The sequence below is a fragment of the Caldimonas hydrothermalis genome (genome assembly GCF_056746695.1).
On the sequence record NZ_JBWQXA010000003.1, the window covers coordinates 24,320 to 49,890 of the forward strand.

The window sequence follows — 25,571 nt, forward strand, 5'->3', positions numbered from 1 at the left end:
GCACCTGCGGTGGTGCCGCGCACCGTTCGGGCCATGTCCGGGGTGACCCGTCGGCGTGCCGGCGATGCACCGGAATGCATCAGCGTTGGCATGCTTTCTGCTAAATTGCCCCCGCGCGGGCCGGCCCTCGGCCTACCCACCCCCCTCACACACATCCCCTAGGAGCATTTGATGGCCAACAAGACGGTCGCCGACGTGATGAAGATGGTGAAGGAGAACGAAGTCAAGTTCGTCGACTTTCGTTTCACCGACACCCGTGGCAAGGAACAGCACGTCACCGTGCCCATCTCGGCCTTCGACGAAGACAAGTTCACGTCGGGTCACGCCTTCGACGGTTCGTCGATCGCCGGCTGGAAGGGCATCGAGGCCTCGGACATGCTGCTGATGCCCGACCCGAACACCGCGAACATCGACCCGTTCTATGAGGAGCCCACGCTCTTTCTGACCTGCGACGTGATCGAGCCGGGCGACGGCAAGCCCTACGAGCGCGATCCCCGCTCGCTGGCCAAGCGCGCCGAGGCCTACCTGAAGTCCTCGGGCATCGGTGATGCCGCCTACTTCGGCCCCGAGCCCGAGTTCTTCGTCTTCGACAGCATCCGCTGGAACGTGGACATGTCCGGCTGCTTCGTGAAGATCGAATCTGAGGAAGCCGCCTGGAACACCGGCAAGGAATACGAGCACGGCAACACCGGCTACCGTCCCACCGTCAAGGGCGGCTACTTCCCGGTGCCCCCGGTCGATTCAGGCCAGGACCTGCGCTCGGAGATGTGCCTGATCCTCGAGCAAATGGGCATTCCGGTCGAAGTGCACCACCACGAGGTGGCCAACGCCGGCCAGATGGAGATCGGCACCAAGTTCAGCACCCTGGTGCAGCGCGCCGACTGGCTGCAGCTCCAGAAGTACGTGATCCAGAACGTGGCCCATGCCTACGGCAAGACGGCCACCTTCATGCCCAAGCCGATCGTGGGCGACAACGGCTCGGGCATGCACGTGCACCAGTCCGTGTGGAAGGACGGCAAGAACCTGTTCGCCGGTGACGGCTACGCCGGCCTGTCGGACTTTGCGCTGTACTACATCGGCGGCATCATCAAGCACGCCCGTGCCCTGAACGCGATCACCAACCCGACCACCAACAGCTACAAGCGCCTGGTGCCGGGCTTCGAAGCCCCGGTGAAGCTGGCCTACTCCAGCCGCAACCGCTCGGCCTCCATCCGCATCCCCTATGTGGCCAACCCGAAGGGCCGCCGCATCGAAGCGCGCTTCCCCGACCCGATGGCCAACCCCTACCTGTGCTTTGCCGCGCTGCTGATGGCCGGCCTGGACGGCGTCGAGAACAAGATCCATCCGGGTGAGGCTGCCACCAAGGACCTGTACCACCTGCCGCCCGAGGAAGACGCGAAGATCCCGACCGTCTGCCACAGCCTCGACCAGGCGCTGGAGTACCTGGACCAGGACCGCGCCTTCCTGACCAAGGGCGGCGTGTTCACCGATGCCTTCATCGACGCCTACATCGAACTGAAGATGCAGGAAGTGACCCGCTTCCGCATGACCACCCACCCGGTGGAGTTCGACATGTACTACAGCCTGTGAGGCAGCCGGCGGCCCCGCAAGGGGCTCTCGCAAGCGACGAAGGGTGGCATATGCCACCCTTTGTCGCTTTCCGGAGGATCCATCGCTGGACCGTGGTGCGGCTCATGCCCGATACTGCAGGTCTCGACGGCTGACACGAGCCGTGAACCCTTGCGCCGAGCCGGGGTCTACTCAGCCTTGCCTGCCCAGACTGCATCCATGCCACGAGCCGACTTCTGCCGCCCCCTGGTGATCGCCGCCTGCATCCTGGCCGGTGTGCCGGCCTGGGCGCAGACGGTCTACCGTTGCCCGGGCAACCATTTCACCAATGCCCTGACGCCCAAGGAGGCCGAGGCCAAGGGCTGTCGTGTGGTTGAGGGCGGGAATGTGACCATCGTCGAATCGCGCCGGCCGGCCCCGGCGGCCCGGCCGTCCGGCGCCGGCTCGGCCTCTGCCGCCGCGCCGACAGGCCCTCGGATCGACCCGAACGAGCAGCGCGCCCGCGACAGCGATGCCCGGCGCATCCTCGAGGCCGAGCTGCGCCGCGAGGAGGAGGCCCTGGCCGCTTTGCGCAAGGAATACAACAACGGCGAACCCGAGCGCCGCGGCGACGAGCGCAACTACCAGAAGTATCTGGACCGCGTGGCCAACCTGCAGGCCGACATCGCCCGCAAGGAGGCCGACATCGCCTCCATCCGCCGCGAGTTGGGCCGCCTGCCGGCCACGACGCCCTGACGGCGGTGCCCCTGGCGGTGTCTTCGCCCTGCGCTCCTTTGCCCGACGGCGTCGACGGCGCGCCGGTGCCGCCGGCCGACTTCGCCGCTTTCGACCAGTTGGCCACCATGGTGGCCCTGGTGCGCACCGATGGCAGTTGCCGCTTCGCCAATGCGGCCTTCGAGACCGTGCTGGGCCTTTCGCGGCGCAGCATGCTGCGCGGCTCGCTGTTCGAATGGTTCGCTGAGCCCGAGGCCGTGCGCGACACCGTCGTGGCGGTGGCGCGCAACGAGTTCTCGATCAGCCGCTTCGAGACGCAACTGCGTCGTCCACCGGGGACCGCGCAGACCGAATGGCTGCCGGTGCATGTGATCGTGACCCAGACCGACCAGCCCGAGCAGGTCCTGGTGGAGCTGGTCGAGATCGAGCAGCAGACCCGCCAGGACCGCGAGGAGCGTGCGCTGGACCAGGCCCAGGCCACCAAGGAGCTGATCCGCAACCTCGCCCACGAGATCAAGAATCCGCTGGGTGGCATCCGTGGGGCGGCCCAGTTGCTGCAGATGGAGGTGGAATCCAGGGGGCTGGCCGAATACACCCAGGTCATCATCCACGAGGCCGACCGCCTGCAGGCCCTGGTGGACCGGCTGCTGGCCCCCCACCGCAAGCCCCATGTCGTCGGCGATGTGAATGTGCATGAGGTCTGTGAGCGGGTGCGTTCGCTGATCCTGGCGGAATTCCCGCGCGGCCTGACGGTCCGGCGCGACTACGACATCTCGATCCCGGAATTCCGGGGCGACCGTGAACAGCTCATCCAGGCCGTGCTCAACATCGCCCACAATGCCGCCCAGGCCCTGGCCCCGCGCATTGCCGCCGGCGACGCCTGCATCACCCTGCGCACCCGCATCGCCCGCCAGGTGACGCTGGGCAAGCAGCGCTATCGTCTGGCACTGGAATTGCATATCCAGGACAACGGCCCGGGCGTGCCCGAGTCGATCCGCGATCGCATCTTCTTCCCGCTGGTGTCGGGACGCGAAGGCGGGTCGGGCTTGGGGTTGACGCTGGCGCAGACCTTCGTGCAGCAGCACCATGGCACGATCGAATGCGAAAGCGAGCCCGGAAACACGAATTTCAAGATCCTGATCCCCTTGCCCTGAGCGATCCGGGTGGGGCTCAGGCCGAAAGTCCACAGGCGAGGACGACAGGCGGCAGCCCATGAAACCCATCTGGATCGTTGACGACGACCAATCCATCCGCTTCGTGCTGGAAAAGGCCCTGGCCCGCGAGGCCCTGCCGGTGCGCAGCTTCACCAACGCCCGCGACGTGCTCGCGGCGCTGGACGAGGACGAGCCCCAGGTGCTGGTGTCGGACATCCGCATGCCCGGCGGCTCGGGCATCGACCTGCTGGCCCAGGTCAAGGAGCGCCATCCGGGGCTGCCCGTCATCATCATGACGGCCTTCTCCGACCTGGACAGTGCCGTTTCGGCCTTCCAGGGCGGCGCTTTCGAATACCTGCCCAAGCCCTTTGACCTGCCCAAGGCGGTGGAGCTGATCCGCCGCGCAGTCGACGAGAGCCTGCGCGAGGAAGTGCGTGACGAGCGCCTGACGCAGATGCCCGAGATGCTGGGCCAGGCGCCGGCGATGCAGGACGTTTTTCGTGCCATCGGCCGCCTGAGCCAGAGCAACGTCACGGTGCTGATCACCGGCGAGAGCGGCTCGGGCAAGGAACTCGTCGCGCGCGCGCTGCACAAGCACAGCCCGCGCGCCAGCGGCCCCTTCGTCGCCATCAACACCGCGGCCATTCCCAAGGACCTGCTCGAGAGCGAACTCTTCGGCCACGAGCGTGGCGCCTTCACCGGCGCGCAGACGACACGGCGCGGCCGCTTCGAGCAGGCCGACGGCGGCACGCTTTTCCTCGACGAGATCGGCGACATGCCTTTCGATCTGCAGACGCGCCTGCTGCGCGTGCTCAGCGACGGGCAGTTCTACCGGGTGGGTGGCCACAACCCGCTGCGCAGCAATGTGCGTGTGATCGCCGCCACACACCAGAACCTGGAGGAGCGCGTCCGGCAGGGGGTGTTCCGCGAGGACCTCTTCCATCGCCTCAACGTCATCCGCCTGCGACTGCCGCCGCTGCGCGAGCGGCGCGAGGACATCCCCACGCTGGCGCGCTACTTCCTGCAAAAGAGCGCCAAGGAACTGGGCGTGGAAGCCAAGCGCATCTCCGATTCGGCGCTGGAGCGGCTGATGGCCTTTGACTTTCCCGGCAACGTGCGTCAGCTCGAGAACGTCTGCCACTGGCTGACTGTGATGGCGCCGGCCCAAGTCATCGAGGACAAGGACCTGCCGCCCGAACTGCTGGGTGAGGCCACGCTCTCGCCCAAGCCGCCGGTGTCGGTGCTGCCTGCGCAGCCGAGCGCGGCGGCGACGGCCGTGGCGCCCTCCGCCGGCCAGGCCGAGCCTGCGGCGCAGCCGGCAGACTGCGCCGGCGGGCCGGTGCAGGCCGCCGGTGACTGGCTGCGGGATCTGGAGCGCGAGGCGCGGGAGCTGCTCGCCTCCGGGCAGCCCGACGTGTGGGACACCCTGACCCGCCGCTTCGAGGCCCGGCTCATCCACACGGCACTGGCGCTCACCCGCGGTCGTCGCATCGAAGCCGCGCAGAAACTGGGCATCGGGCGCAACACCATCACCCGCAAAATCCAGGAGCTGGGGCTCGACGATTGAGGCTGGCGCCCGGCCTCCTCAGGCGATCACGGCCACCACCGGCGCATGGTCGCTGGGGCGCTCGTTCTTGCGCGGGGCCTTGTCGATGGTGCAGGCCGTCACCGAGGGTTTCAACGCCTCGCTCACCAGGATGTGGTCGATGCGCAGCCCCTGGTTCTTGCGGAAGGCCAGGTTGCGGTAGTCCCACCAGGACCAGCTCTTGGGCGGCTGCTCGAAAAGCCGGAAGGCATCGTACAGGCCCAGCGCCAGCAGTTGACGAAACTGCTCGCGTTCCTCGGGCGTGCAGTGGATCTGCCCGGCCCAGGCGATGGGGTCGTACACATCGCGGTCTTCGGGGGCGATGTTGTAGTCGCCCATCAGCACCAGCTTCGGGTGGCGGGCCAGTTCTTCACGCACCCAGTCGCGCAGCGAGCGCATCCACTGCATCTTGTATTCGAACTTGTCGGTGCCCGGCGCCTGACCGTTCGGGAAATAGGCCCCGATGACGCGCAGATCGCCCACCGTGCCGGCGATCACGCGGGCCTGCTCGTCGGCAAAACCCGGGATGTTGCGCACCACGTCCTCGGCGGGCGTCTTGCTCAGCAGCGCCACGCCGTTGTAGGTCTTCTGGCCGAACCACTGCGCCGCATAGCCGGCCTGCGCAAACTGCGCGTGCGGGAACTTGTCGTCGGTGAGCTTGGTTTCCTGCAGCACCACCACCTCGGGCTGGTGCTGGCCCAGCCAGTCCAGCACCTGGGGCAGGCGCACGGCCAGGGAGTTGACGTTCCAGGTGGCGAGTTGCATCGGGGCACCGAGTGAGGGACGCGGGACGCCGAGTGTAGACGCTGCGCACCGGGCCGATGATCGAGCCCATGAGATCGTCCACGAAGGCGGTCTTGCCGCAGGCCAGTAGCACCGGCTCGCGGTGAGGGTCGAAAAAGCAGCCTGGCTACCAGACGGGCGCAAACCCGCCTTTGGCTGGCCAAAACGATCGAGGGCCTGTGGCCCCGGATCGCCCCACGATGACCGGCGTGGCGGCCCTGCAAGCGGCAGGGCGATGACTTGACCGCAGTATAAACACAAATGAGAATCGTTTGCAAATAAATCGTCGATCCCACGATGGCAAACGGACGCCCCGGCAGCTTCGGGGCTGGATGAACGGGAGAGTCAGCCATGGTCGAAGTGGGAACGTTGGCACAGGAGCATCGCGCCTTGGTTGCCCTGTATGGGCAGGTGCAAGCGCGTTGCAGCGCGCAATTGCGGGAGCAGGCCTGGCGGATCGATCACCTGGAGGCTGAGGTGATGCGCCTGCGCGCGGCGGTGATCGTGCAGCAAACGGCGCTGGCGATGGCGCGCGAAGACCGTCGTGTGCTGGAGGCCGCGCTGCCGGGCTTGCCGCGGCGCATGGAACTGAGCCGTCGCATCGAAGCGCTGGTCGAGCGCGTGCAGGTCTTGTTGCGCGAACGCTCGCACGGGCCCTGGGTGGTCGTCGATCGACCTGGCCCGGGCTGATAGGATGTGAAGGTTGGTGCTCGCAGTGCGGTTCACGCGCTGCAGTTCAACGGGAAGCTGGGGGACGCCGGCCTGCGCGGGCCGTGTCTAACCAGCGCTGCCCCCGCAACGGTAAGTGGACGGAGGATGCGTCTTCGCAGGACGCGCTCCCGCTTTCATCTTGCAGGCCACTGGTGATGGGTTGTCGGCATCCCCGGGAAGGCGATGAAGGTCGTTTCCACCAGCCCGGATACCGGCCAACAAGGTGGCCCGGCGTGATTGCCAGGCCGTGAGGCTCGTGCACCGTCGGGGAAGGCGGTGAGAGCGTTTCTCATCGCAAACGGTCATGTTCAAGTCGTTCTCGTGCGCGAGCTTCGTGCCGCGCCTGTGCGCCTGCCTGTGGGTGGGCGCTGGGTCTGTTCTCACGTCCGTGGCCTGGGCTCACGGGAGCCACAGCCACGGCCACGGTGCGGTGCGGCTGGTGGTGGAGGGCAGCACCCTCACCGCAGTCTTCGACGTGCCGCTGGAGAGCTTGCTGGGCTACGACTACCCGCCCCAGGGGGCAGACCAGGAGCGGGTGTGGAGCGAGCTCAAGACACGGCTGCAGGACCCTTTGAATTTCCTGCAGCCTGCTGCCGATGCCCGGTGCCAGGTGGTCGGCCACGAGGCCACCCCCGATCCGGCGGCGGCCGATCCGAACGCTGACATCCCCAACATCGTCTACCGTGCCGAGTTCCGCTGCGACCGGCCCGAAGCGCTCAACGCGGTGTCCTTCACCGCGTTTCGCGACCACCCCGGCCTGAAACAGTTGCGCGTGCAGCTTGCCTCGCCCAAGGGCCGCAAGACCGTCACGGTGCGCCCACGCTTCCCGGCGCTGACGTTTTGAGGCGACCATGCTCGAACTGGGTTTCCTGCAGATCGTGCAGTGGCTGCTGACGCCGGTCCTCGTGCTGCTGGCCTGCGCGTTTGCCTATGCCTTGTGGATGGCGGGCGTTGTCGCGGTCGAGGCCTGGCAACGACGTTCGCCGGGTTTCTCGTTGCTGCGCGGGGCCGACACCCTGACGCTGGACGAACTGGAGCTTCAGGCCCTGGCCCGCATGGAGCCGCTGCGCCTGCTCAGCCGCGTCACTCCCATGCTGGGGCTGATCGCCACGATGATCCCGCTGGGCCCGGCCTTGCAGGGCGTGGCCAGCGGCCAGGGGCACGCGGCGCTGTCGGTGTTCAGCGGTGCCTTCGCCGGCGTGGTGCTGGCCCTCACGGCCGCCTGCCTGGGCCTGGTGCTGTACTCGGTGCGCAGGCGCTGGCTGCTGGCCGAGCTGCTGGCGGTGAAGCGGGCGCGGGGAGCGTCGGCATGAGCCTGCGCTTTCTCAAGGTCTTCGACGAGGACGACGACGACCCGATGCTCTCGGCCATCAACCTCGTGGATGTCTTCCTGGTGCTGGTGGTGGGTTTGCTGATCGCCGTGAGCATGGCACGCCAGGGCGGGGCTGTGGCGGTGGGCGACGGGGCCCCGGAGATCGTGGTGCGCGAGCAGGGCCGGGAGGTGCGCTACCGCGGCAGCGGCTCGGTCGGCGAAGGCGAGGGCGTGCGCGCCGGTGTGGCCTACCGGCTGCGCGATGGCAGCATCGTCTATGTGCCCGAAGCCGCGTCTGCCCCGAGCGCGGAGCCGCCCCAATGAGTGGATGGCGGGCCTGGCTGCCCGTGGTGGCGCTGCTGATGCTGGCCTCAGGCGGCGGATTCGGCGGTGTGGCACAGGCGCGCACCCTGCTGTGGGTCACGGTGGATGTGACGCCGGCGTCCCGCACCGCGCAGGTCGAGCGTGTCGCGGCCGAACGGGGCTGGCAGGTGCAGCATCTGGACCATCCCTTGCAGGATCCACCCGCGGGCCAGGCCGCGCAGCGTCAGGCGATGGCCGAGGGGCTGGCGCGTGCGGACCTGGTGTGGATCGACGCCCCGCACCCCACGGTGGTGACGCGGCTGCAGCGCCAGTTCGGCGAGCTGTTCGAGGCCCATGCACGCCAGCGACCGGGCAGCCTGGTGTGGATCGTCCCGGCGGATGCGTCGGCGGGCACGCCGGCGGCCGACGACGTGGCCGCACGCATGGCGGCTTATCTGCGTGCCGGGGGGGCGGCAAACCTGCGCCATGCCCTGCGGCTGGGCGAGACCTGGCTGACATCGGGCCGCTCGGGCGCAGCAGTGGCAGCCATGGACTGGCCCGCGCCGCAGACTTGGCCGTTGCGCGCGCTTTACCACCCGCAGGCCCCGGGCTTCTTGGCCGACGTCCAGGACTGGCAGCGCTGGCGGGCCGGGCGTGCGAATCGGCCGACCGTGGCTGTGCTGGTACACCGCCACCATTTCATCGACGGGGAAACGGCCTGGCTCGACCGGTGGTTGCAGCTGTTCGAGGCCCAGGGGCTCGACGCCTATGCCGTCTTCGGGCAGCAGCTCGATGCCAACGGGCTGCGTGAGCTGCTCGGTGCTGCGCCACCGCGGGTGCTGGTGCTGCATCAGATCAGTTCGCAGTCGGCGGCCTTGCAGGCCTTGTTCCAGGCATGGGGCACGCCGGTGCTGGCCACTCAGCCCTACCGCCATGGCGATACGGCCACCTGGGAGCGTGACCCCACGGGTCTGAAGCTGGCCGACGCCCCCTTCTACCTGGTGCAGCCCGAGGCGGCCGGGGCCATCGACCCCGTGGTGGTGACCGCCCATGCCGATGGCGGGCGGCGCACCGAGCTGATCGAGCGCCAGGCCCAGGCCGTGGCGGACAAGGCACGGCGCCTGGTGGCCCTGCGCGATACGCCCGCGGCGCACCGGCAGCTCGTGGCCATGGTCTACAACTACCCGCCCGGTGGCAGCCACTTCGGAGCGTCTTTCCTGAACGTGCCACGCAGCCTGGAGGTGGTGAGCGCCAGCCTGGCCGAGGCCGGCTACCGGGTGCCGCCGACCCGGGAGGCCGAGTGGATCGAGCGCCTGCGTCCGCTCCTGCGTGCCTACTATCCCGATGTGGATCTGATCGCCTTGCTGCGCAACGATCAGGCCGCCGCGCTGCCCCTGAGGGACTATCTCGCCTGGTGGCGCACGCTGCCCGAGCCCGTGCGTGCGCGCATCGCAGCCCGCTGGGGCGAACCGGCGTCCAGCCGCTACGTCGTGCACTGGCAGGGCGAGGCGGTGTTCGTGATTCCTCGCCTGCGGGCGGGGAATCTGTCGGTGCTGCCGCAGCCGCCGCGCGAGGAGACCCTGCGCCAGGGCCAGAACCCCTTCATGCACCGCAGCCGTGAGCCGGTGTCGCACCATTACCTGGCCGTCTATCTGTGGGCGCGGCAGGCCCATGCGCTGATCCACTTCGGCACCCATGGCACGCAGGAATGGGCGAACGGCAAGGCGCGCGGGCTGGACGTGTTCGACGATGCCCTCCTGCCGCTGGGGGACGTGCCCGTCGTCTACCCCTATATCGTCGACAACCTCGGCGAGGCGCTCACGGCCAAGCGCCGGGGCCGCGCGCTGCTGGTGAGCCACCGCACCCCGGTGCTGGCCACCACCGGCCTGTCGCCAACGATGGCCCACCTGCACGAGCTGATGCATGACTGGGCGATGGCCGACCATGGCCCCACGAAGCAGCAGATCGGCGAGCGCCTGGTGGCCTTGATCGTCGAAAGCCGCTTGCACCATGACCTGAAGTGGACGGTTGATCAGGTCCGCGGTCGGCTGGAGGAATTTCTCGAGGTGCTGCACCCCTGGCTCGACCAGCTCGCGCATGGCAGCCAGCCGCGCGGCCTGGCCGTGTTCGGGCGAGCACCCGACGAAGCCTCGCGTCGCCTGATGGTGCTGCAGGCGCTGCGCACCCCGCTGCTCGATGCCCTGGGCGAGGACGTGGACGAAACCTTCCTGATCGACCACCGGCAGGTGGCGGCTTCGCGGCCCATGCGTTGGTTGGAGGTGGCGCTGCGTGATGCGCACGCTGCCAGCAAGCTCGATCTGCGCCCGCCGGCGCCTGACAGCAGCGTGCCCAACCGGGCGGCCGTGCACGCCATCGACCCGCAGGCCTTGCGGGCGCTGGCCGAGCAGGCACAGGCACTGGATCGGCTGTATGCCGCCGAGAACGAGTTGAGCGGCCTGCTGGCCGCCCTGGACGGGCGCTTCGTGCCGGCAGCCTACGGCGGCGATCCGCTGCGCAACCCCGACAGCCTGCCCACCGGGCGCAACCTCATCGGGCTGGACCCCAGCCGCCTGCCCACGCGCCAGGCCTACACCGTGGCGCAACTGCTCTTCGAGCAATGGCTGACGCAATGGCAAAAGGCCCACCCGGAACGCCCACCGCAGCGCCTGGCCCTGTCGCTGTGGGCCGGCGAGACCCTGCGCCATCAGGGCATCATGGAAGCCCAGGCGCTGGTGGCCCTGGGGGTGCGGCCCGTGTGGGACGCGGCGGGGCGCCCCACGCGCGTGGAACTGGTGCCGGCCAAGGAACTGGGCCGGCCGCGCGTGGACGTGCTGCTCAGCGTCACCGGCTCCTACCGCGACCAATTCCCGGCGCTGATGGCTTTGATCGATGCGGCGGTGGCCCTGGTGAGCGAGGCCGAGCCGGCCGGGCCGGTGGCGCGCCACAGCCAGGCCGTGACGGACGAGCTGAGGCGCCAGGGCGTGCCGCCCGCTCAGGCGCAGCTGCTGGGCCGCGCCCGTGTGTTCGGCAACGCGATGGGCGATTACGGCACGGGCCTGAGTGAAGCCGTGCAGGACGATCGCCTGCGCCGGCGTGACGATCGCCTGGGGGCGCTCTTCCTGCGCCGCATGGGGCACCCCTACCTGGGCGGCGAACCGCTGCCGGGCATCGACGAGACGCTGGCTGAGCGCACCCTGGGCGCCCAGTTGAAGCGGGCCGATGCGGCAGTCCTGTCGCGCAGCTCGCATCTGTACGGCATGGTCAGCTCGGACGACCCGTTCCAATACCTGGGCGGCCTGGCTGCTGCCGCGCGTCGGGCGGGGCGATCCGAGCCTTTGCCCTTGTTCGTCCACCAACTGCACAACGCCGACGAGCCTCATGCGCAGACGGCCGCGCAGAGCGTGGCGCTGGAGATGCAGTCGCGCTACCTGCACCCCGGCTGGGTGGCGGCGCAAAAGGAGGAGGGCTATGCCGGCACGCTGCAGGTGCTCAAGGCGGCGCAGTTCACCTGGGGCTGGCAAAGCGTGGTCGATGACGTGGTGCGTGCCGACCATTGGCAGGGCCTGCATGAGGTCTATGTGAAGGACCGGCTGGGCCTGGGCGTCCCGGCCTGGCTGCGCAGCCATCCACAGGCCTATGCCCAGGTGATCGAACGCCTGATCCAGGCGCAGCGCCATGGCCACTGGACCCCCGACCCTGCCACGCGCCGCGAACTGGCCGCTCTCTATCGTGACCTGACGCGCGAGGCCCCCCTGGCGCAGGAACTTGCCGGCGTGCGCACCTGGGTGGACGCGCACATGCACGGGGCACTACGGGCCTCACCCGTCCGGGGGGGGATCCGTCAGGCGCCAGCGGTGGAGGCCCGGCCGGGGGCCGAGGCCCTGCCGAGCCGGCCCGAGCCCAGCCTCTTGCGCGCGCAGGCCTGGGTCCGTGTGCACGGGGAGCGCCTGCAGCGCGTGCCGACGGCGCATGCCCAGACCCTGGCTGCCTGGCTGGCCTTGCTGCTGATGCTCGGCCTCGTGGCGGGTGGGGCGGTGCAGCAGTGGCAGCGGGGTGTTCAGGGCTCGTCCGGCACGGGCAGGGCTCGCCGCTGGTAGGTCACGAAGTGGTAGTCCCAGCCTTCGGGCGAAGTGTGCGTTTCGCGCGAGACCACGGCAAAGGCCGAGCGGTCCCATGGCGGAAAGGTGGTGTCGCCCTCGAAGTCATGGTCGATCTCGGTGAGCACCAGCTCGTCGGCCCAGGGCAGGGCTTCGGCATAGACCTGGGCCCCGCCGATCACGTAGATCTTGGTTGCGTGTTTGAGCAAATCCACGGCGGCCTCGAAGGAGGGGGCCTCCTCGACACCGGGGGCTTCCCAGTGGATGTTGCGCGTGATGACCACGTTGCGCCGTCCCGGCAGCGGCCGGCCGATGGACTCGTAGGTCTTGCGGCCCATCAATACCGGGCAGCCCATGGTGGTGCGCTTGAAGTGCTGCAGGTCTTCGGGCAGATGCCACACGAGCTGGTTGTTGCGGCCGATCACGCCATTGCGCGCCACGGCAGCGATGAGGGCGATCGGTGGGCGGTCCGATGGGAGGGCTTGGCTCATGCCTGCATTGTGGCGCGAGCCGGGCCGGTCGTCATCGCACGCTCATGCGACGTGGTAACAAGGCGCTGGCGATGGCCACCACGATCAGCACGGCCGCGGCCAGGTCCTGCCACTGCGGCACCTCGCCGACGATCAGCGTGGCCGATCCGGTGCCGATCAGCGGCACGGCCATGATGGAGAACGCACTGGCCGCCGGCGGCAGGTTGCGCGCCATGCCGAACCAAATGATCTGGGCGAAGCCGTAGTTGATGGTGGCGCCCCACACCAGCGACCACCCCATCGGCACGCTGAACTGCCAGGTGGGCGCCGGCTCCGTGAGGCCGGCGATGATCCAGAAGGCGACGGACCCCATCCCCATCATCCACACCGTGAGCGCCTCGGTGGGCACGGTGCTGTGCGTGCGGCGCATCAGCACGGTGCCCAGGGCCCAGCTGAAGGCGGCGATCTGCATCCAGACGATGCCCACCGGCCGGCCAGCCAGGGCCGTGAACTCCTGCGCCACGAGGAGCCCCACGGCGGCGGCGCCACAGACCACACTGAGGAAGATCCGGTGGTCGAGCCGTTCGCCAAAGAGCACGGCGGCGATCAGCACTGTCCAGATCGGCATCGTGAAGCCGAGGATGGCCGCGCGGCCCGAGGCCAGCTCCTGCACGCCCAGGATGGAGAACAGGTGCCAGCCCAGGATGTTGGGCAGGGCCAGCCAGGCGATGCGGACGAACTCCCCCGGCGGCAGCGCAAAGCGCACGCCCCGTCCGCGATAGAAGGCCAGTAGCAGCAAGGCACCGCCGGTCATCGTGACGGCCCGGAAGTACAGCGGCGAGAGCTCGCGCAGCGAGAACTTCATCATCGGCCAGTTCAGCCCCCACATCAGCGTGAGCAGCACCAGCGCGCCGAGCTGGCGGCGGGTCAGCATGTCCAGTCCATCCAGCACTCAGTCACGTTGAGCACACACCTGATTCGCGGTACGTTGGCCTGTCGAGCAGACACCGTGGAGCCGGCTTTGCCGGGCCACCGGTGTCGCCCCCTTGAGGGGGCGGCCGAAGGCCGTAGGGGGGCACTCAGACGGCCACCGGGGCCTTGATGGCGGGGTGGTGCTGGTAGTCCAGCACCTCGAAGTCCTCGTACTCGTAGTCGAAGATTGAAGCGGGCCGGCGCTTGAGGTTCAGCACGGGGTAGGGGTGGGGCGTGCGCGAGAGCTGCAGCTCGACCTGCTCGAAGTGGTTGTTGTAGATGTGGCAGTCGCCACCCGTCCAGATGAAGTCGCCCACGCCCAGGTCGCACTGCTGGGCCAGCATGTGGGTGAGCAGGGCGTAGCTGGCGATGTTGAAGGGCACGCCCAGGAAGATGTCGGCGCTGCGCTGGTAGAGCTGGCAGCTCAAGCGGCCTTCGGCCACGTAGAACTGGAAGAAGGCATGACAGGGCATCAGCGCCATCTTTGGCAGATCGGCCACGTTCCAGGCGCTCACGATGATGCGGCGCGAGTCGGGGTTGGTCTTGAGCTGATGCACCACCTCGGCGATCTGGTCGATGTGGCCGCCGTCCGGCGTGGGCCAGGAGCGCCATTGCACGCCATAGATGGGCCCGAGATCGCCGTCGGCTCGGGCCCATTCGTCCCAGATGGTCACGCCGCGCTCCTGCAGCCAGCGCACATTGCTGTCGCCGCGCAGGAACCACAGCAGCTCCAGGATGACGCTTTTCAGATGCACCTTCTTCGTGGTGACCAGTGGGAAGCCTTCATTGAGGTCGAAGCGCATCTGATAGCCGAAGACGCTGCGCGTGCCGGTGCCGGTGCGGTCGGTCTTGGCCACGCCGTGCGTGTAGACGTGGCGCATGAAGTCTTCGTACTGCGAGCGGATGGGGCGAGTGGACATGGTGGACATCCGGGGCGAATCAATAGCCGCGGAACAGGAAGTCGAGGGCGTCTTCGAGTTCGGCGTGGTGGGCTTGGAGCGAGGTCACACGCTTCTTCAGCAGCCGTCGCGGGACGGCGGCCAGGTTCTGCGTCTCCGCATAGACTAGGTGCTGCTCGATCTCGAAACAGGGGTTGAGACGATGAGAGGCGAGATGCTCGTCTTCGCGGATGCGCAGCGGCACCACGATGCGCGTGTGCAGCGCATCGACGAGATCGCTTTGCACATCCAGCCAGTACGGAACCGCCCTTCGCTGCTCTGCAATCGGGTTCTGATAGACGTCGAAACGGGGCATGGGCGTTCAACCGCTGGGGTCTGACAGCCAGCGCTGCACCTGTTCACCCAGCGTGCCCTCGCGTTCGATGCGTTCGTTGTACGCCTCGATGGCCGCGCGGTTGCGCTGCTCCCAATGGGCCTTGTAGCGTCGGCGCACTTCCTCGGCCAGCAGCCGATCGACGGTCTGGGAGACGTTCAGCCCCATCTCCTTGGCCAGATCGAGAATGGCGGAGTTCAGCGACAGATTGGTGGCCCTTTTGGGCGCCTGATCGAAGTTCAGCATGGGTGGCTCAATGCGCATGAATTCATGCGCATTATGGCATGTCGAACTGCAAGGCAGCGAGCTGGGCGTACAGCCCGCCGCGCGCCACCAGCTCGCCATGCGTGCCGGTTTCGACGATGCGGCCATGCTCCATCACGACGATGCGGTCGGCGCGTTGCACGGTGGCCAGGCGGTGGGCGATGACGAGAGTGGTGCGGTTTTCCATCGCGGCTTCCAGGGCGGCCTGCACCATGCGTTCGCTTTCAGCGTCGAGGGCACTGGTGGCTTCATCGAGCAGCAAAAGCGGCGGGTTCTTGAGGATGGCCCGCGCAATGGACAGGCGCTGGCGTTGTCCGCCGGACAGGCGCACGCCGCGCTCGCCGAGGAAGCTGGCATAGCCTTCGGGCAGGGCGCGGATGAAGCCGTCGGCGTGGGCTGCCTTGGCCGCGGCGATCACCTCCTCGTCGCTGGCGCCGGGGCGGCCGTAGCGGATGTTGTCCATCGCGCTGGCCGAGAAGATCACGGCCTCTTGCGGCACGATGCCGATGCGTGATCGCAGCGCGGCCAACGAGACCTCGCGAACGTCCACGCCATCGATCTCGACGCGGCCCTGCTGGGCGTCGTAGAAACGCAGCAGCAACTGAAAGACCGTGCTCTTGCCGGCGCCGCTGGGGCCCACCAGGGCCACGGTTTCGCCAGGGCGCACGTCCAGCGTGACGTCGTCCAGCGCGGGCGTCTGCGGCCGCGAGGGGTAGTGGAAACGAACGCCGACCAGACGCACCGAGGAGCCGCCCTGCGCGCTGGGCAGCGCCACCGGATGGGCCGGCTCGGCAATCGGCGAGCGTGTGGCCAGCAGCTCCATCAGGCGCTCGGTGGCGCCGGCGGCGCGCAGCAGGTCGCCCCACACTTCCGACAGCACGGCCACCGAGCCGATGAGGAGGGCGACGAGCACGACCGTCTGCGCCAGATGGCCCGGGCTGATGTGCCCCTCGATCACGGCGCGCGTGCCGGCGTACAGCGACCACAGCAGCGCACCGAAGTTGGCGATGATCACGAAGGCCACCAGCAGCGCGCGCATGCGGCTGCGGCGCACTGCAGTGCCGAAGGCGCGCTCGCAGGCCTGGCCGAAGCGCTCGTGTTCACGCTCTTCGGCGGTGTAGCTTTGCACCACCGGCATGGCGTTGAGCACCTCGCCGGCGATCGCGCTGGTGTCGGCCACGCGGTCCTGGCTGGCGCGCGAGAGCCTGCGCACGCGGCGCCCGATGAGCAGCGCCGGCAGCAGGGCCAGCAGCATGATGCCCAGCACGTAGCTCATCACCTGCGGGTTGGTGATCACCAGCATCACCAGCGCCCCCAGCCCCATCACGGCATTGCGCAGGCCCATCGACAGGCTGGAGCCCACCACCGTCTGCACCAGCGTGGTGTCGGTGGTCAGGCGCGAGAGCACCTCGCCGGTCTGCGTGGTCTCGAAGAACTCGGGGCTTTGCTTCAGCACATGGCCGTACACGGCGGCGCGCAGATCGGCGGTGATGCGTTCGCCCAGCCAGCTCACCAGGTAAAAGCGCGCGGCCGAGAACAGGCCCAGGCCCACGCCCACCCCGAAGAGCCAGCCGAAGTGCCCGCGCAGGGCCACCAGGCGCTCGCCCGGTTCGGCCCCCACCAGGCCTTGGTCGATGAGGCCGCGCAGCACCCAGGGAAAGGCCAGCATGGTCAGTGCGGCCAGCAGCAGGAACAGGCCGGCCAGGAGCACACGCGGGGCATAGGGCCGCACGAAGGGCGCCAGCGCGCGCAGACCGGTGATGGATCTCGCCTTGGGCGGCTCGGTGCGTTGCTGCGGCAGCGGCACGGTGGCGGTGGAGGACATCGATCCAGTGTAGGCGCACCGGGCTACAACCGCAGCGCGGCGGCGTAGCCGGTCATCTCCAGATAGCCTTGGCCGAGGCGGCGGCCCTGCGGGTCGCGCAGCTCGCTCAGACCTTCCCAGTAGATGGCGCCGGTAGAGCCCCGGCTGTCGAGTTCCTGGGCGTCGAGCCGGCTGACGACCTGGAAACGGCCGGCTGGCGTGAGGAGGGTCCATTCCACCGGGTAGCGGGCTTGGGTGGCCGGGCTGGTCCAGGTGCGGCCCGGGTGGAAGCTCACCTCCTCGGGCCCGAAGCTGCGCACGTCCTGGCCGGGTGCGCGCCAACTGCCCCCCGCCCACAGGGCGCTGCCGTCGCGCCGGCGCAGCCGGAAAGCGGTGAGTGCCGCCCCGTCGTCGAGGTTCATGCCCACCCAGTCCCAGCCCACGGCCTCGGGATGCATCAGGGCCTCGCTCCATTCGTGGTCCAGCCAGGCGCGGCCGCTCACCGCATGCTCCCGGTCGTGCAGCCGCAGCCGGCCCTGCACCGACATCTGAGGGTGGCTGTAGTAGTGGCTGGCCTGAGATGGATCAGGGCCCTTGCGCGAGTAGCCGGCTTGACCTTGGAGCAGCACGGGCTGGGTCTGGGCGATGTCGAGCTGTAGACCGAAGTCCCGCGAGGCGAGCCGGGCTCGGTACAGGGCGGCCTGCACGGACCCCTCGCGCTGCAAGGTCCAATCGCGAAGGCGCAGGTCGGTGTCGACCGTGCCGGCATGCGCCAGGCCGAAGCCCTCGCGGGCGATGCGCTGGTCGTGCAGCAGCCGGCGGCCGGCCAGGTCGGTCACGGCCAGGTGGGCAAAGACGAGCTGGCGCGGGGCGAACGCGCTGGGGTTGTCCCCGGCGAGGTCGTTGCGCGAGCGGAAGAAGGTGATCTGGAACCCCCAGGGCAAGGCCTGTGCCTGCGCCTGCAGGACGCCCGTGATGTACCACCATTCGGTGCGGTGCTCGGGATGGGCGCCATGATCGCGCGGGAACTGCAGCCGGGTGCCCGGCTGGACCCGCCCTTGCGCTCGCGATAGCGAGGGAGCCAGAAGGAGCGTGGCGCCGAGCAGGGTGCGGCGTTGCATCACCAGTCCTCCTTGACGGCGAGCACGGCGTCGCGGCCGGCAGCGGCTCGGCCGCTGAGCGCGGCGGTGAGCGCGCCGGCGGCCACCATCGCAGCGGCCAGCGCGACCAGCCGGCCCCAGGGGGGCAGCAGTTCCATGGTCCAGTGGAAGCTCTGCGGGTTGACCACGTGCACCAGGATCACACTGATCGCCAGCCCCAGGGACAGGCCGAGTAGAGCGCCGGCGCCGCTCCAGACCAGGCCTTCGCCCGCGACGATGCCCAACACCTGGCCGCGCGTGAAGCCCAGGTGCCGCAGCAGGCCGAATTCCTTGCGCCGCGCCAGTACCTGGGCCGAGAAGCTGGCGGCCACGCCAAACAGGCCGATGGCGATCGCCACGGCCTGCAGCCAATAGGTCACGGCAAAACTGCGATCGAAGATGCGCAGCGAGGCGGCGCGGATCTCCCGCGGTTCGGCAAATTCGATCAGCGTCGGGTCGGGGGCGAGGGCGCGCACGGCGGCCTGCACCTCGGCCGTGGAGGTGCCGTCGTCCAGCCACAGGGCCAGGTCGTTGACACGCGCATCCCCGCTCAGCCGCAGGAAGTCGGCGCTGTCGATCACCACGCTGCCGTGCTGCCGGGCGTAGTCGCGCCAGATGCCGCGCACCCAGGTGGGCACGGGCGGGCGGCCCTCGATCAGCGGCAGGGCGAACACCTGGCCGGGCCGCACGCCGTAGAGGTCCACGACGGCTTCGCTGACGTAGCTCGAGACGAGTCCGGCTTCGGGTGGCAGCAAGGACCCGGTGAGCGGCAGGGACTGCGCCGGGGTGGACAGCGGGCGGGCGATGAGCACCACGCCGGGGCGTGCCGGATCGAGGTTCAGCGTCACCACGCGCAAGGTTTCGACGTGGCGTATGCCCGGCAGGGTGCGCACCGCCTCCACGAAGCTCGGGTCGAGGAAGGCGGTCTCGGCGGCCGCCGAGCTGACGGCCGTGCGCGCATAGAGATCGGCCGGCAGCACGGCATCGAGCCAGCCCGACACCGAGGCGCGGAAGCTGGTGACCATGGTCGTCAGGGCCACCGCGAGGCTGAGGCTTGCCACCACGCCGGCCACCGCGACGGTGGCCGTGTGGCCCTGGTGGCGGGCCCGCTGAGCCGCCAGCAGCAACCCGGGGTGGCGCCGCAGGCGCGCGGACCCGGTGGCGGTCAGCGCGCTGACCACCGTCGGGACGCAGACGATGCCGCCGAGCAGCACGGCCGCCACGGCGAAGTAGGCGAACAGCGGCAGCCCAGCCACCGGGGGCAACAGCGCGAGCAGCCCCCCGGCAGCCAGGAGTCCCAGACCCCAGACGGGATGGGCGCGGCCGCTGGCGCCGGGGCCCAGGCCCTTGAGTCCCTGGGCGGGCGCCAGGCGCTGCGCCCTGCGTGCCGGCAGCCAACTGCCGGCCAGCGCAGCGGCCACGCCCAGGCCGGCGTAGCCCAGGGCGGCCGGTGTGGACCATTGCAGGCGGGGGGCCACGCCCGGGAAGAAACCACCGCCCAGATCGCCGGCCAGCCAGGTCAGCGCAGCGTGCGCCAGCGCCGCTCCCAGGGCCAGGCCCAGCAGACTGCCCAGGCCGCCCAGCACCGCGGCTTCGGTCAGCACCAGCCGCAGCCGTTCGCGCTCGTCCAGCCCCAGCACGCCCAGCAGCGCGAACTGCGGCACGCGCTTGGCCACCGACAGCGACATCACCGAGAACACCAGGAAGGCGCCGGTGAACAGGGCCACCAGGGCCAGCACGGTGAGATTGACGCGGTAGGCCCGCGAGACATTGGACAGCCGCTGCGAAGCCTGGTCGGGCGTTTGCCACTGCACGTCGGGCGGCAGGTCGAGCGTGCGCTGCACTGCCTCCCAGCGTTCCCCTGGCTGCAGGCGCAGGTCGATGCGGCTGAGCCGTCCGAGCAGGCCGAAGTGCCATTGGGCGGCGGCGATGTCGGCCACCGCCAGCGGCGGCCCCGGGGCCGCGACCTCGCCCACCACGGTGAAGCGGCGCCAGGCCAGTCCGCTTTGGACCTCGACGGTGTCCCCCGGGGCCAGCCCCAGGGCCTCGCGTGCCGTTGCGTTCAGCGACAGGCTGTCGGGGGCGAGCAGCGCCAAGCGGTCCTGGCCCTCGGCCAGGCGCGGTGCCAGCGCGGGCGCGAGTTCCGGTGCCACGAGCGGATCGAGCCCGACCAGCCTGAGGGCCACGCGAGCGCCGCGGCGGTCGCGGGCGTAGGTGGACAGCTCGATCACCGCACTGGCGCGGGCGATGCCGGGATGGCGCACGAGCGTTTCGTACAGGGCTTCATCGAAGCCGCCGCGCACGGCTCGCAGCTCCACGTCGGGCTCGCCCTGGATCGATCGCACCGCCGCGCTGAACTCGCCCAGGGCCGACTGGTTGATCAGGTGCACCGCGAAGGCCAGGGCCACGCCCAGCAAGACGGCCAGCAAGGCCATGCCGTGGCGCCAGGGGTGATGGCGCCATTCAGGCCAGGACAGGCGGGTCCACCAGCGCAAGCAGGTCATGGGGTGGTAACGGAACGCTCGGGGCCGGGAGGGGTCGGAGGGATTGTCGGCGACGGTGGGCATGGCGTCCGGGCCGGCTGAAACATCGCTCTCGGTCAGACGACCCACTCATTTGAGGGGGGGTATCGAGCGGGAATTCCCCTATTCCCATGAAGCATGCGAGGATAAAAATCTTTCGGTTCGAGGGCGACAGGCCATGACCTCTATTCGCCGCGTGGCTTCAGGCAGCGAGGCTGCCGATTGGCAATGGGATCGCTGGCATGCCTGCTTGCTTTCGCTTGGCCTGTGGCCATCGGTGGTGTTGCTGGTGTTCGTGGCCTGGGTCCTGGCGGCGCTCATCACTGTGACTGTGATCGGCGTGCTGGGACAAGGCTCATGGCGCCTGGGGTTGCTCATTGCCACGGTGTGTGTCGGGGTATCGGCCCCGCCCGTCATTTATGCCATTTTGCAGCTGGTGTTCCGGCTGGAGCAGTTGCGCCAGCGCTTGCAGACTTTGGCGATCACTGACGATTTGACCGGCTGCTACAACCGTCGTCACTTCTGGGAGCGCAGCGAGCAGGAGTGGGCGCGCGCGCATCGGCACGGACTGCCGTTGGCAGTCTTGCTGATCGATGTGGACGACTTCAAACGCATCAACGACGCCCACGGCCATCATGCCGGCGATTTGATGCTGCAAACCTTGGCGCGGGCCTGCGATGCATCCTTGCGCAGCACCGATGTGCTGGCGCGCTATGGCGGCGAGGAACTGGCGGTGTTGCTGCCGCAAACGAGCCTGTCGGGCGCTTTGGCCATGGCCGAGCGCATCCGCGCGGCTTTGCAGCACGTCCGTATCGACTGGCAGGGCCAGCAAGTGGGCGCCACGGTCAGCATCGGCGTGGCGGCCATGCATGCCTCGCATGCGGATCTCAAAGCCATGATCCACGATGCGGATGTGGCGCTGTACGAAGCCAAGCGCGCCGGTCGCAACCGGGTGCATGGCGCTGCGCAGACGCAGTGTGCGCCAGCAATGGCTCAGTCGGCAGCGGTCGGCACGCTGTAGTGGGCATCGCCCAGCAGGTCGATGCCGCACGACAGGTCCTGCACCCATTCGATGAACTCGCGCACTGCGGCGCCGGCCATGGGAGCGCCGTGCTGCGGCACGATCATCGCGATGTCCAGCGTGCGCACCATGCGGGCCCACAGACGCAGCACCTTGTTCGACACCATGTAGCGGCGGTGGAAGCCCTCCATGGCGGCAATGTGCGCGCTCAGCGAGGTGACCGGCTGGCGCGGATCGACCTGCCGGCCCATGGAGGCGCCCAGATCGCCCGAGAACAGAATGCGGCTGATCGGGTCGTAGAACTGAAAGTTGCCTTCGGCGTGAAGGAAATGCGCCGGCAGGGCCCACAGTTCACCACGACCCACCCGGATGCGCAGGCCGGCATCGGGGATGCCGATCACCCGCCCGGCCGTTTTGCCCGGCTTGCAAAAGTGCGGCACGAAGCGCTCCCACACACGCGAGATGTACACGGGGGCCGTGGTGGCCGTCATCCAGCGGTCCAGCGAGGCGATGATGTCCGGGTCGGCATGTGAGGCCAGGATGGCCGAGAGTTGATGCGGCGGGAAGTGCCGCGTCATGCCCAGGTAGAGCTCGCTGTAGGCCAGATTGCCACCCGGGTCGATGATCGCGCCGGTGTCGTCATCGACGATCAGGAACTGGTTGGCCTGCACCGCCTCGCCGTGCTCGACGCAGGTGTCGCAAAACATCAGGCACTGATGGCCCTTGTGGTGATACAGCTCAATGAACATGGCGCGGGTCCGCGGTGCAGCAGGTGGCGATGAGCGCAGACTCTAGGGGTCCACCCTGGGTGTCGTCTTGATGCGCATCAACGTTCAGGGACAAAGCCCATACCGCGATGAAGGATTCAGCCCAGGCGGTGCAGTCCGTCGGAGGTGAGCTTGTAAACCTCATCGGCGTGGGCCGCGGCGGCTTGGGAATGGGTCACCAGCACGCAGGCCGCGCGATGCTGGCGCACCTGTGCGGCCAGGGCCTGCATCACGCGCTCGGCGGTGTCGGGGTCGAGGTTGCCCGAGGGTTCGTCGGCCAGCAGCAGCGCGGGCCGGTGCACCAGCGCGCGGGCGATGGCCACGCGCTGCAACTGGCCTCCCGAGAGCTGCTCGGGCAGACGCTGTGCCAGAGCCTGCAGCCCCACCTCGGCCAACACCTCCCGCACCCGCGCGGGATCGTCGCGGCCGAGCAGCAGCAGCGGCAGGGCCACGTTGTCGGCCACGCTCAGGTGCGGCAGCACGTGGAAGGCCTGGAAGATGAAGCCCAGGTGGGCGCGCCGCAGCCGGGCCCGGCCGGCCTCGTCCAGCGCGGCGAGGTCCTGCCCCAGCACCTCGATGCGGCCGGCCGAGGGTGCATCGAGCCCGGCCAGGCAGTTCAGCAGCGTGGACTTGCCCACGCCGGACTCCCCCAGCAAGGCGATGAAGCGGCCGGCCGGCAGTTCCAGGTCCACGCCCTCGAAGACCGGGGTCTCGTCGTAGCGCTTGGCCAGGCCCCGGACGCGCAGCACGGGCCCGGGGCTCGTCATCGCTGCTCCTGCGCCCAGGCCTGGGCCTGCCGCACCACCTGGTCGATGGCGTCGGGGCGGTCGCAGGCCACGGGCTCACGCCACGGCATGCTGCGCAGCCAGGTGAGCTGGCGCTTGGCGAGCTGCCGGGTGGCCGCGATGCCGCGCTCGGCCAGCGTGCCGGGGGGATGCCAGCCTTCGAGCATCTCCCACACCTGCCGGTAGCCCACGCAGCGCATCGACGGCAGGGCCAGGCTCAGGTCGCCGCGCGCACGCAGCGCGCGCACCTCGTCGATGAACCCGGCGGCCAGCATGGCCTGGAAGCGCTCGGCGATGCGCCGGTGCAGCCAGGCCCGGTCCACGGGCTCCAGGGCGATCAGCCGGGGCCGCTCGTGGGGCCCGCGGCAGGCGCGGCCCGTGTGCCAGTGCGACAGCGGCCGGCCGCTCAGCTCCCACACCTCCAGCGCACGCTGGATGCGCTGGCTGTCGTTGGGCGAGAGCCGGGCGGCGGTGGTCGGATCCACCCGGGCCAGTTCCGCATGCAGGGCCGGCCAGCCGATCCTGGCCGCGCGCGCCTCGATGCGTGCCCGCACTGCCGCATCGGCCGCAGGCAGCGCGTCCATCCCGTCAAACAGGGCCTTGAAGTAGAGCAAGGTGCCGCCCACGAGCACCGGCAGCCGCCCGCGCGCACGGATCTCGCTCACCAGCCGGGTGGCGTCGGCCACGAACTGGGCGGCGCTGTAGGCCTCGGTGGGGTCGATCAGGTCGATCAGGTGGTGAGGCACCGCGGCACGTTCGGCCGCGCTCGGTTTGGCCGTGCCGATGTCCATGCCGCGGTAGACCAGGGCTGAGTCCACGCTGATGATTTCGATGGGCAGCACCCGCGCCAGCGCCAGCGCGGCGGCGGTCTTGCCTGAGGCGGTGGGCCCGGCGAGGCACAGATAGGGGGCACTCATCGGGCCGTATTGTCCCGGGCTTCCTGCACCGCCGCCGCCGTGGGGTGACCATACCGGCCCACCCCCACCAGGGCCGCGAAGGCCAGCGCGAAGCACCACGCGGCGATGGTCAGCGCCAGGGGGTAGACGGTGCCGTTGTAGCTCCAGCCCATCCAGTAGCCCATGCCGAAGGCCAGGGCCATGCTGAGGAAGCCCGACAGGGCCGTGGCCGCGCCGGCGCGCGTCGGGAACGGCCCGACCGCCCCCACCTGGGCGCACGGCTGGTGGATGCCATGCGCGAAGGTGTAGACGAAGGCGGGGATCATCAAGGCCAGCGGATGATGCACCCCGGCCAGCGCCAGGCCGGCCATCGAGATGCCGGCGGCCAGCGAGACGAAGGCGGCCAGCCGGATCGAGCGCACCAGGCCCCGTCTGGGCACGAGGCGGCGGCACACGGCCGAGCCGATCAGGAAGCCCGAGGTCACGAAGGCGAAGGCCAGGCCGTATTCGCGCCGTGACAGGCCCAGCACGTCCACCATGACGAACGACGAGCCGGCGATGAAGCAGAACAGACCGGCATAGGTGAAGCTCGACACTGCGGTGTAGGCCCAGAAACCGCGATGGCCCAGCACCACGTGCCAGTTGTCCAGCAGCGGGCGCAGGCGCAGGGCCTCGGGGTTGGGGCGCTGCAGGGTCTCGGGCAGCCGCAGCGCGATGACGGCCAGGCCGGTCGCGCCAAACAGCGTGAGCACACCGAAGGCGCCGCGCCAGCCCAGCGTGGTTTCGAGGTAGCCGCCCAGAATGGGCCCCGCCACCGGCAGCAGCCCCATCCAGGTGGCGGCGCGCGCCATCACATGGGCCCCCTGGGCCGGGTCGTAGAGGTCGCGCAGCATCGCACGGGCACACACGACGCAGGCGGCCATGCCCAGGCCCTGGCCAGCGCGGCAGACGATCAGCCAGGCGATGTGCGGCGAGACCAGGGCCGCCGCGCTGGCCAGCGTGTACAGGGACAGGCCGGCCAGCAGCACCGGGCGGCGGCCGAAGCGGTCGGCCACCGGGCCGAGCAGGAGCTGGCCAGCGCCGAAGCTGATCACCAGCACGCTCAGTGTGAGCTGCACCGTGGTGAGCGGCACGCCGAAGACCTGCGGCAGCGAAGGCAGCGAGGGCAGGTACAGATCGGTGGACACCGGCTGGGTGCCCAGCAGCAGCATCAGGGCCAAGACGACCACACCGGTGGACGGCGGGGTGGCCAGGGGGGTGACAGTGGTGGGGGACAAAACGGTGCGGTCTGGTTCGGGAAGCCGGCCGAGCGTAGCAGACTTGGGACTTTCCCCAGGCCGGCTCACATTTAGGAACAGAGTGAGGGCCGCTCGTGGTTCGGATGGGAAATTTTCGTCGCACAATGTCTGAGCCCGGCGGTTCCGCCGGTGC

23 protein-coding genes and 1 riboswitch are annotated in these 25,571 nt (G+C 69.3%); of the genes, 10 read left to right on the top strand and 13 right to left on the bottom strand.

Annotated elements, in window-relative coordinates:
* Positions 1-171 precede the first annotated feature (171 nt).
* The 4 genes from glnA to ntrC all read left to right on the top strand — a co-directional run bounded on the left by glnA (position 172) and on the right by ntrC (position 5,004).
* Positions 172-1,590, top strand: a complete 1,419-nt coding sequence (gene glnA / locus AC1ECW_RS05130; protein WP_409704249.1) for a type I glutamate--ammonia ligase — start codon at positions 172-174, stop codon at positions 1,588-1,590.
* Positions 1,591-1,788: 198 nt separating this feature from the next.
* Positions 1,789-2,304: a hypothetical protein gene (locus AC1ECW_RS05135; protein WP_409704251.1), complete on the top strand. Its 516-nt coding sequence runs from the start codon at positions 1,789-1,791 to the stop codon at positions 2,302-2,304.
* A gap of 17 nt (positions 2,305-2,321) precedes the next feature.
* A complete protein-coding gene (gene glnL / locus AC1ECW_RS05140) occupies positions 2,322-3,437 on the top strand; it encodes a nitrogen regulation protein NR(II) (protein ID WP_409704271.1) in 1,116 nt (371 codons plus the stop codon).
* Between the two features lie 58 nt (positions 3,438-3,495).
* A complete protein-coding gene (gene ntrC / locus AC1ECW_RS05145) occupies positions 3,496-5,004 on the top strand; it encodes a nitrogen regulation protein NR(I) (protein ID WP_481201343.1) in 1,509 nt (502 codons plus the stop codon).
* 18 nt (positions 5,005-5,022) lie between these two features.
* On the opposite strand, the gene AC1ECW_RS05150 is transcribed toward ntrC, so the two are convergent.
* On the bottom strand, positions 5,023-5,787 hold the full coding sequence (locus AC1ECW_RS05150; protein WP_409704255.1) for an exodeoxyribonuclease III: 765 nt from the start codon (positions 5,785-5,787) through the stop codon (positions 5,023-5,025).
* A 369-nt stretch (positions 5,788-6,156) separates the two neighbouring features.
* Here AC1ECW_RS05150 and AC1ECW_RS05155 point away from each other — a divergent pair, with 369 nt between their 5' ends.
* The 5 genes from AC1ECW_RS05155 (at position 6,157) to cobN (ending at position 12,228) form a co-directional block, all read left to right on the top strand.
* Complete coding sequence (locus AC1ECW_RS05155; protein WP_409704257.1) at positions 6,157-6,495, top strand: hypothetical protein; 339 nt, start codon at positions 6,157-6,159, stop codon at positions 6,493-6,495.
* A riboswitch (cobalamin riboswitch) is annotated at positions 6,493-6,750 on the top strand. It overlaps the preceding gene by 3 nt.
* 70 nt (positions 6,751-6,820) lie before the next feature.
* Positions 6,821-7,360 carry a ZrgA family zinc uptake protein gene (locus AC1ECW_RS05160; RefSeq protein ID WP_409704259.1) on the top strand — a complete coding sequence of 180 codons (540 nt, stop codon included), beginning with the start codon at positions 6,821-6,823 and terminating at the stop codon, positions 7,358-7,360.
* A 7-nt stretch (positions 7,361-7,367) separates the two neighbouring features.
* The gene (locus AC1ECW_RS05165; protein ID WP_409704261.1) at positions 7,368-7,829 is read left to right on the top strand and encodes a hypothetical protein; all 462 of its coding nucleotides are present in this window, start codon (positions 7,368-7,370) and stop codon (positions 7,827-7,829) included.
* Positions 7,826-8,152: a DUF2149 domain-containing protein gene (locus AC1ECW_RS05170; protein ID WP_409704263.1), complete on the top strand. Its 327-nt coding sequence runs from the start codon at positions 7,826-7,828 to the stop codon at positions 8,150-8,152. Before AC1ECW_RS05165 ends, AC1ECW_RS05170 begins: the two co-directional genes overlap by 4 nt.
* Positions 8,149-12,228: a cobaltochelatase subunit CobN gene (cobN, locus tag AC1ECW_RS05175; protein WP_409704265.1), complete on the top strand. Its 4,080-nt coding sequence runs from the start codon at positions 8,149-8,151 to the stop codon at positions 12,226-12,228. Before AC1ECW_RS05170 ends, cobN begins: the two co-directional genes overlap by 4 nt.
* Here the strand turns inward: cobN and AC1ECW_RS05180 are convergent.
* The 8 genes from AC1ECW_RS05180 to AC1ECW_RS05215 form a co-directional block, all read right to left on the bottom strand.
* Positions 12,189-12,719, bottom strand: coding sequence for a dihydrofolate reductase (locus AC1ECW_RS05180; RefSeq protein ID WP_409704267.1), 531 nt, complete (start codon positions 12,717-12,719; stop codon positions 12,189-12,191). The genes cobN and AC1ECW_RS05180 overlap by 40 nt on opposite strands.
* Before the next feature lie 31 nt (positions 12,720-12,750).
* A complete protein-coding gene (locus tag AC1ECW_RS05185; protein ID WP_409704269.1) occupies positions 12,751-13,632 on the bottom strand; it encodes a DMT family transporter in 882 nt (293 codons plus the stop codon).
* Between the two features lie 145 nt (positions 13,633-13,777).
* Positions 13,778-14,599: a thymidylate synthase gene (locus tag AC1ECW_RS05190; RefSeq protein ID WP_481201344.1), complete on the bottom strand. Its 822-nt coding sequence runs from the start codon at positions 14,597-14,599 to the stop codon at positions 13,778-13,780.
* A gap of 10 nt (positions 14,600-14,609) precedes the next feature.
* Entirely contained in the window at positions 14,610-14,924 is a 315-nt protein-coding gene (locus AC1ECW_RS05195) for a CcdB family protein (RefSeq protein ID WP_409710021.1), read from the bottom strand.
* Positions 14,925-14,930: 6 nt separating this feature from the next.
* Complete coding sequence (locus AC1ECW_RS05200) at positions 14,931-15,188, bottom strand: type II toxin-antitoxin system CcdA family antitoxin (protein ID WP_409710018.1); 258 nt, start codon at positions 15,186-15,188, stop codon at positions 14,931-14,933.
* A gap of 31 nt (positions 15,189-15,219) precedes the next feature.
* The gene (locus tag AC1ECW_RS05205; protein ID WP_481201345.1) at positions 15,220-17,031 is read right to left on the bottom strand and encodes an ABC transporter transmembrane domain-containing protein; all 1,812 of its coding nucleotides are present in this window, start codon (positions 17,029-17,031) and stop codon (positions 15,220-15,222) included.
* A 23-nt stretch (positions 17,032-17,054) separates the two neighbouring features.
* Positions 17,055-18,131, bottom strand: a complete 1,077-nt coding sequence (locus AC1ECW_RS05210; RefSeq protein ID WP_481201346.1) for a lipocalin-like domain-containing protein — start codon at positions 18,129-18,131, stop codon at positions 17,055-17,057.
* Complete coding sequence (locus AC1ECW_RS05215) at positions 18,131-20,653, bottom strand: FtsX-like permease family protein (RefSeq protein ID WP_481201347.1); 2,523 nt, start codon at positions 20,651-20,653, stop codon at positions 18,131-18,133. The genes AC1ECW_RS05210 and AC1ECW_RS05215 overlap by 1 nt, the downstream gene beginning before the upstream one ends.
* Before the next feature lie 43 nt (positions 20,654-20,696).
* Between AC1ECW_RS05215 and AC1ECW_RS05220 the strand changes: the two genes are divergently transcribed.
* Positions 20,697-21,692, top strand: a complete 996-nt coding sequence (locus AC1ECW_RS05220; RefSeq protein ID WP_481201348.1) for a GGDEF domain-containing protein — start codon at positions 20,697-20,699, stop codon at positions 21,690-21,692.
* On the opposite strand, the gene AC1ECW_RS05225 is transcribed toward AC1ECW_RS05220, so the two are convergent.
* The 4 genes from AC1ECW_RS05225 to AC1ECW_RS05240 all read right to left on the bottom strand — a co-directional run bounded on the left by AC1ECW_RS05225 (position 21,665) and on the right by AC1ECW_RS05240 (position 25,417).
* The gene (locus tag AC1ECW_RS05225; RefSeq protein ID WP_409706529.1) at positions 21,665-22,441 is read right to left on the bottom strand and encodes an oxygen-binding di-iron domain-containing protein; all 777 of its coding nucleotides are present in this window, start codon (positions 22,439-22,441) and stop codon (positions 21,665-21,667) included. The genes AC1ECW_RS05220 and AC1ECW_RS05225 overlap by 28 nt on opposite strands.
* A gap of 116 nt (positions 22,442-22,557) precedes the next feature.
* Positions 22,558-23,226, bottom strand: a complete 669-nt coding sequence (locus AC1ECW_RS05230; protein WP_481201349.1) for an ABC transporter ATP-binding protein — start codon at positions 23,224-23,226, stop codon at positions 22,558-22,560.
* Positions 23,223-24,161: a tRNA (adenosine(37)-N6)-dimethylallyltransferase MiaA gene (miaA, locus tag AC1ECW_RS05235; protein ID WP_481201350.1), complete on the bottom strand. Its 939-nt coding sequence runs from the start codon at positions 24,159-24,161 to the stop codon at positions 23,223-23,225. The genes AC1ECW_RS05230 and miaA overlap by 4 nt, the downstream gene beginning before the upstream one ends.
* Positions 24,158-25,417, bottom strand: a complete 1,260-nt coding sequence (locus tag AC1ECW_RS05240; protein ID WP_481201351.1) for a multidrug effflux MFS transporter — start codon at positions 25,415-25,417, stop codon at positions 24,158-24,160. Before AC1ECW_RS05240 ends, miaA begins: the two co-directional genes overlap by 4 nt.
* Positions 25,418-25,571 lie beyond the last annotated feature (154 nt).

Bases quoted from the DNA above. Each gene is read 5' to 3' on its own strand.
- AC1ECW_RS05210 (WP_481201346.1), bottom strand. From the start codon at position 18,131: ATGCAACGCCGCACCCTGCTCGGCGCCACGCTCCTTCTGGCTCCCTCG.
- AC1ECW_RS05205 (WP_481201345.1), bottom strand. From the start codon at position 17,031: ATGTCCTCCACCGCCACCGTGCCGCTGCCGCAGCAACGCACCGAGCCG.
- cobN (WP_409704265.1), top strand. From the start codon at position 8,149: ATGAGTGGATGGCGGGCCTGGCTGCCCGTGGTGGCGCTGCTGATGCTG.
- AC1ECW_RS05195 (WP_409710021.1), bottom strand. From the start codon at position 14,924: ATGCCCCGTTTCGACGTCTATCAGAACCCGATTGCAGAGCAGCGAAGG.
- AC1ECW_RS05200 (WP_409710018.1), bottom strand. From the start codon at position 15,188: ATGCTGAACTTCGATCAGGCGCCCAAAAGGGCCACCAATCTGTCGCTG.
- AC1ECW_RS05135 (WP_409704251.1), top strand. From the start codon at position 1,789: ATGCCACGAGCCGACTTCTGCCGCCCCCTGGTGATCGCCGCCTGCATC.
- glnA (WP_409704249.1), top strand. From the start codon at position 172: ATGGCCAACAAGACGGTCGCCGACGTGATGAAGATGGTGAAGGAGAAC.
- AC1ECW_RS05150 (WP_409704255.1), bottom strand. From the start codon at position 5,787: ATGCAACTCGCCACCTGGAACGTCAACTCCCTGGCCGTGCGCCTGCCC.
- AC1ECW_RS05180 (WP_409704267.1), bottom strand. From the start codon at position 12,719: ATGAGCCAAGCCCTCCCATCGGACCGCCCACCGATCGCCCTCATCGCT.
- AC1ECW_RS05165 (WP_409704261.1), top strand. From the start codon at position 7,368: ATGCTCGAACTGGGTTTCCTGCAGATCGTGCAGTGGCTGCTGACGCCG.
- AC1ECW_RS05170 (WP_409704263.1), top strand. From the start codon at position 7,826: ATGAGCCTGCGCTTTCTCAAGGTCTTCGACGAGGACGACGACGACCCG.
- AC1ECW_RS05230 (WP_481201349.1), bottom strand. From the start codon at position 23,226: ATGACGAGCCCCGGGCCCGTGCTGCGCGTCCGGGGCCTGGCCAAGCGC.
- AC1ECW_RS05160 (WP_409704259.1), top strand. From the start codon at position 6,821: ATGTTCAAGTCGTTCTCGTGCGCGAGCTTCGTGCCGCGCCTGTGCGCC.
- miaA (WP_481201350.1), bottom strand. From the start codon at position 24,161: ATGAGTGCCCCCTATCTGTGCCTCGCCGGGCCCACCGCCTCAGGCAAG.
- AC1ECW_RS05225 (WP_409706529.1), bottom strand. From the start codon at position 22,441: ATGTTCATTGAGCTGTATCACCACAAGGGCCATCAGTGCCTGATGTTT.
- ntrC (WP_481201343.1), top strand. From the start codon at position 3,496: ATGAAACCCATCTGGATCGTTGACGACGACCAATCCATCCGCTTCGTG.
- AC1ECW_RS05215 (WP_481201347.1), bottom strand. From the start codon at position 20,653: ATGACCTGCTTGCGCTGGTGGACCCGCCTGTCCTGGCCTGAATGGCGC.
- AC1ECW_RS05155 (WP_409704257.1), top strand. From the start codon at position 6,157: ATGGTCGAAGTGGGAACGTTGGCACAGGAGCATCGCGCCTTGGTTGCC.
- AC1ECW_RS05190 (WP_481201344.1), bottom strand. From the start codon at position 14,599: ATGTCCACCATGTCCACTCGCCCCATCCGCTCGCAGTACGAAGACTTC.
- AC1ECW_RS05185 (WP_409704269.1), bottom strand. From the start codon at position 13,632: ATGCTGACCCGCCGCCAGCTCGGCGCGCTGGTGCTGCTCACGCTGATG.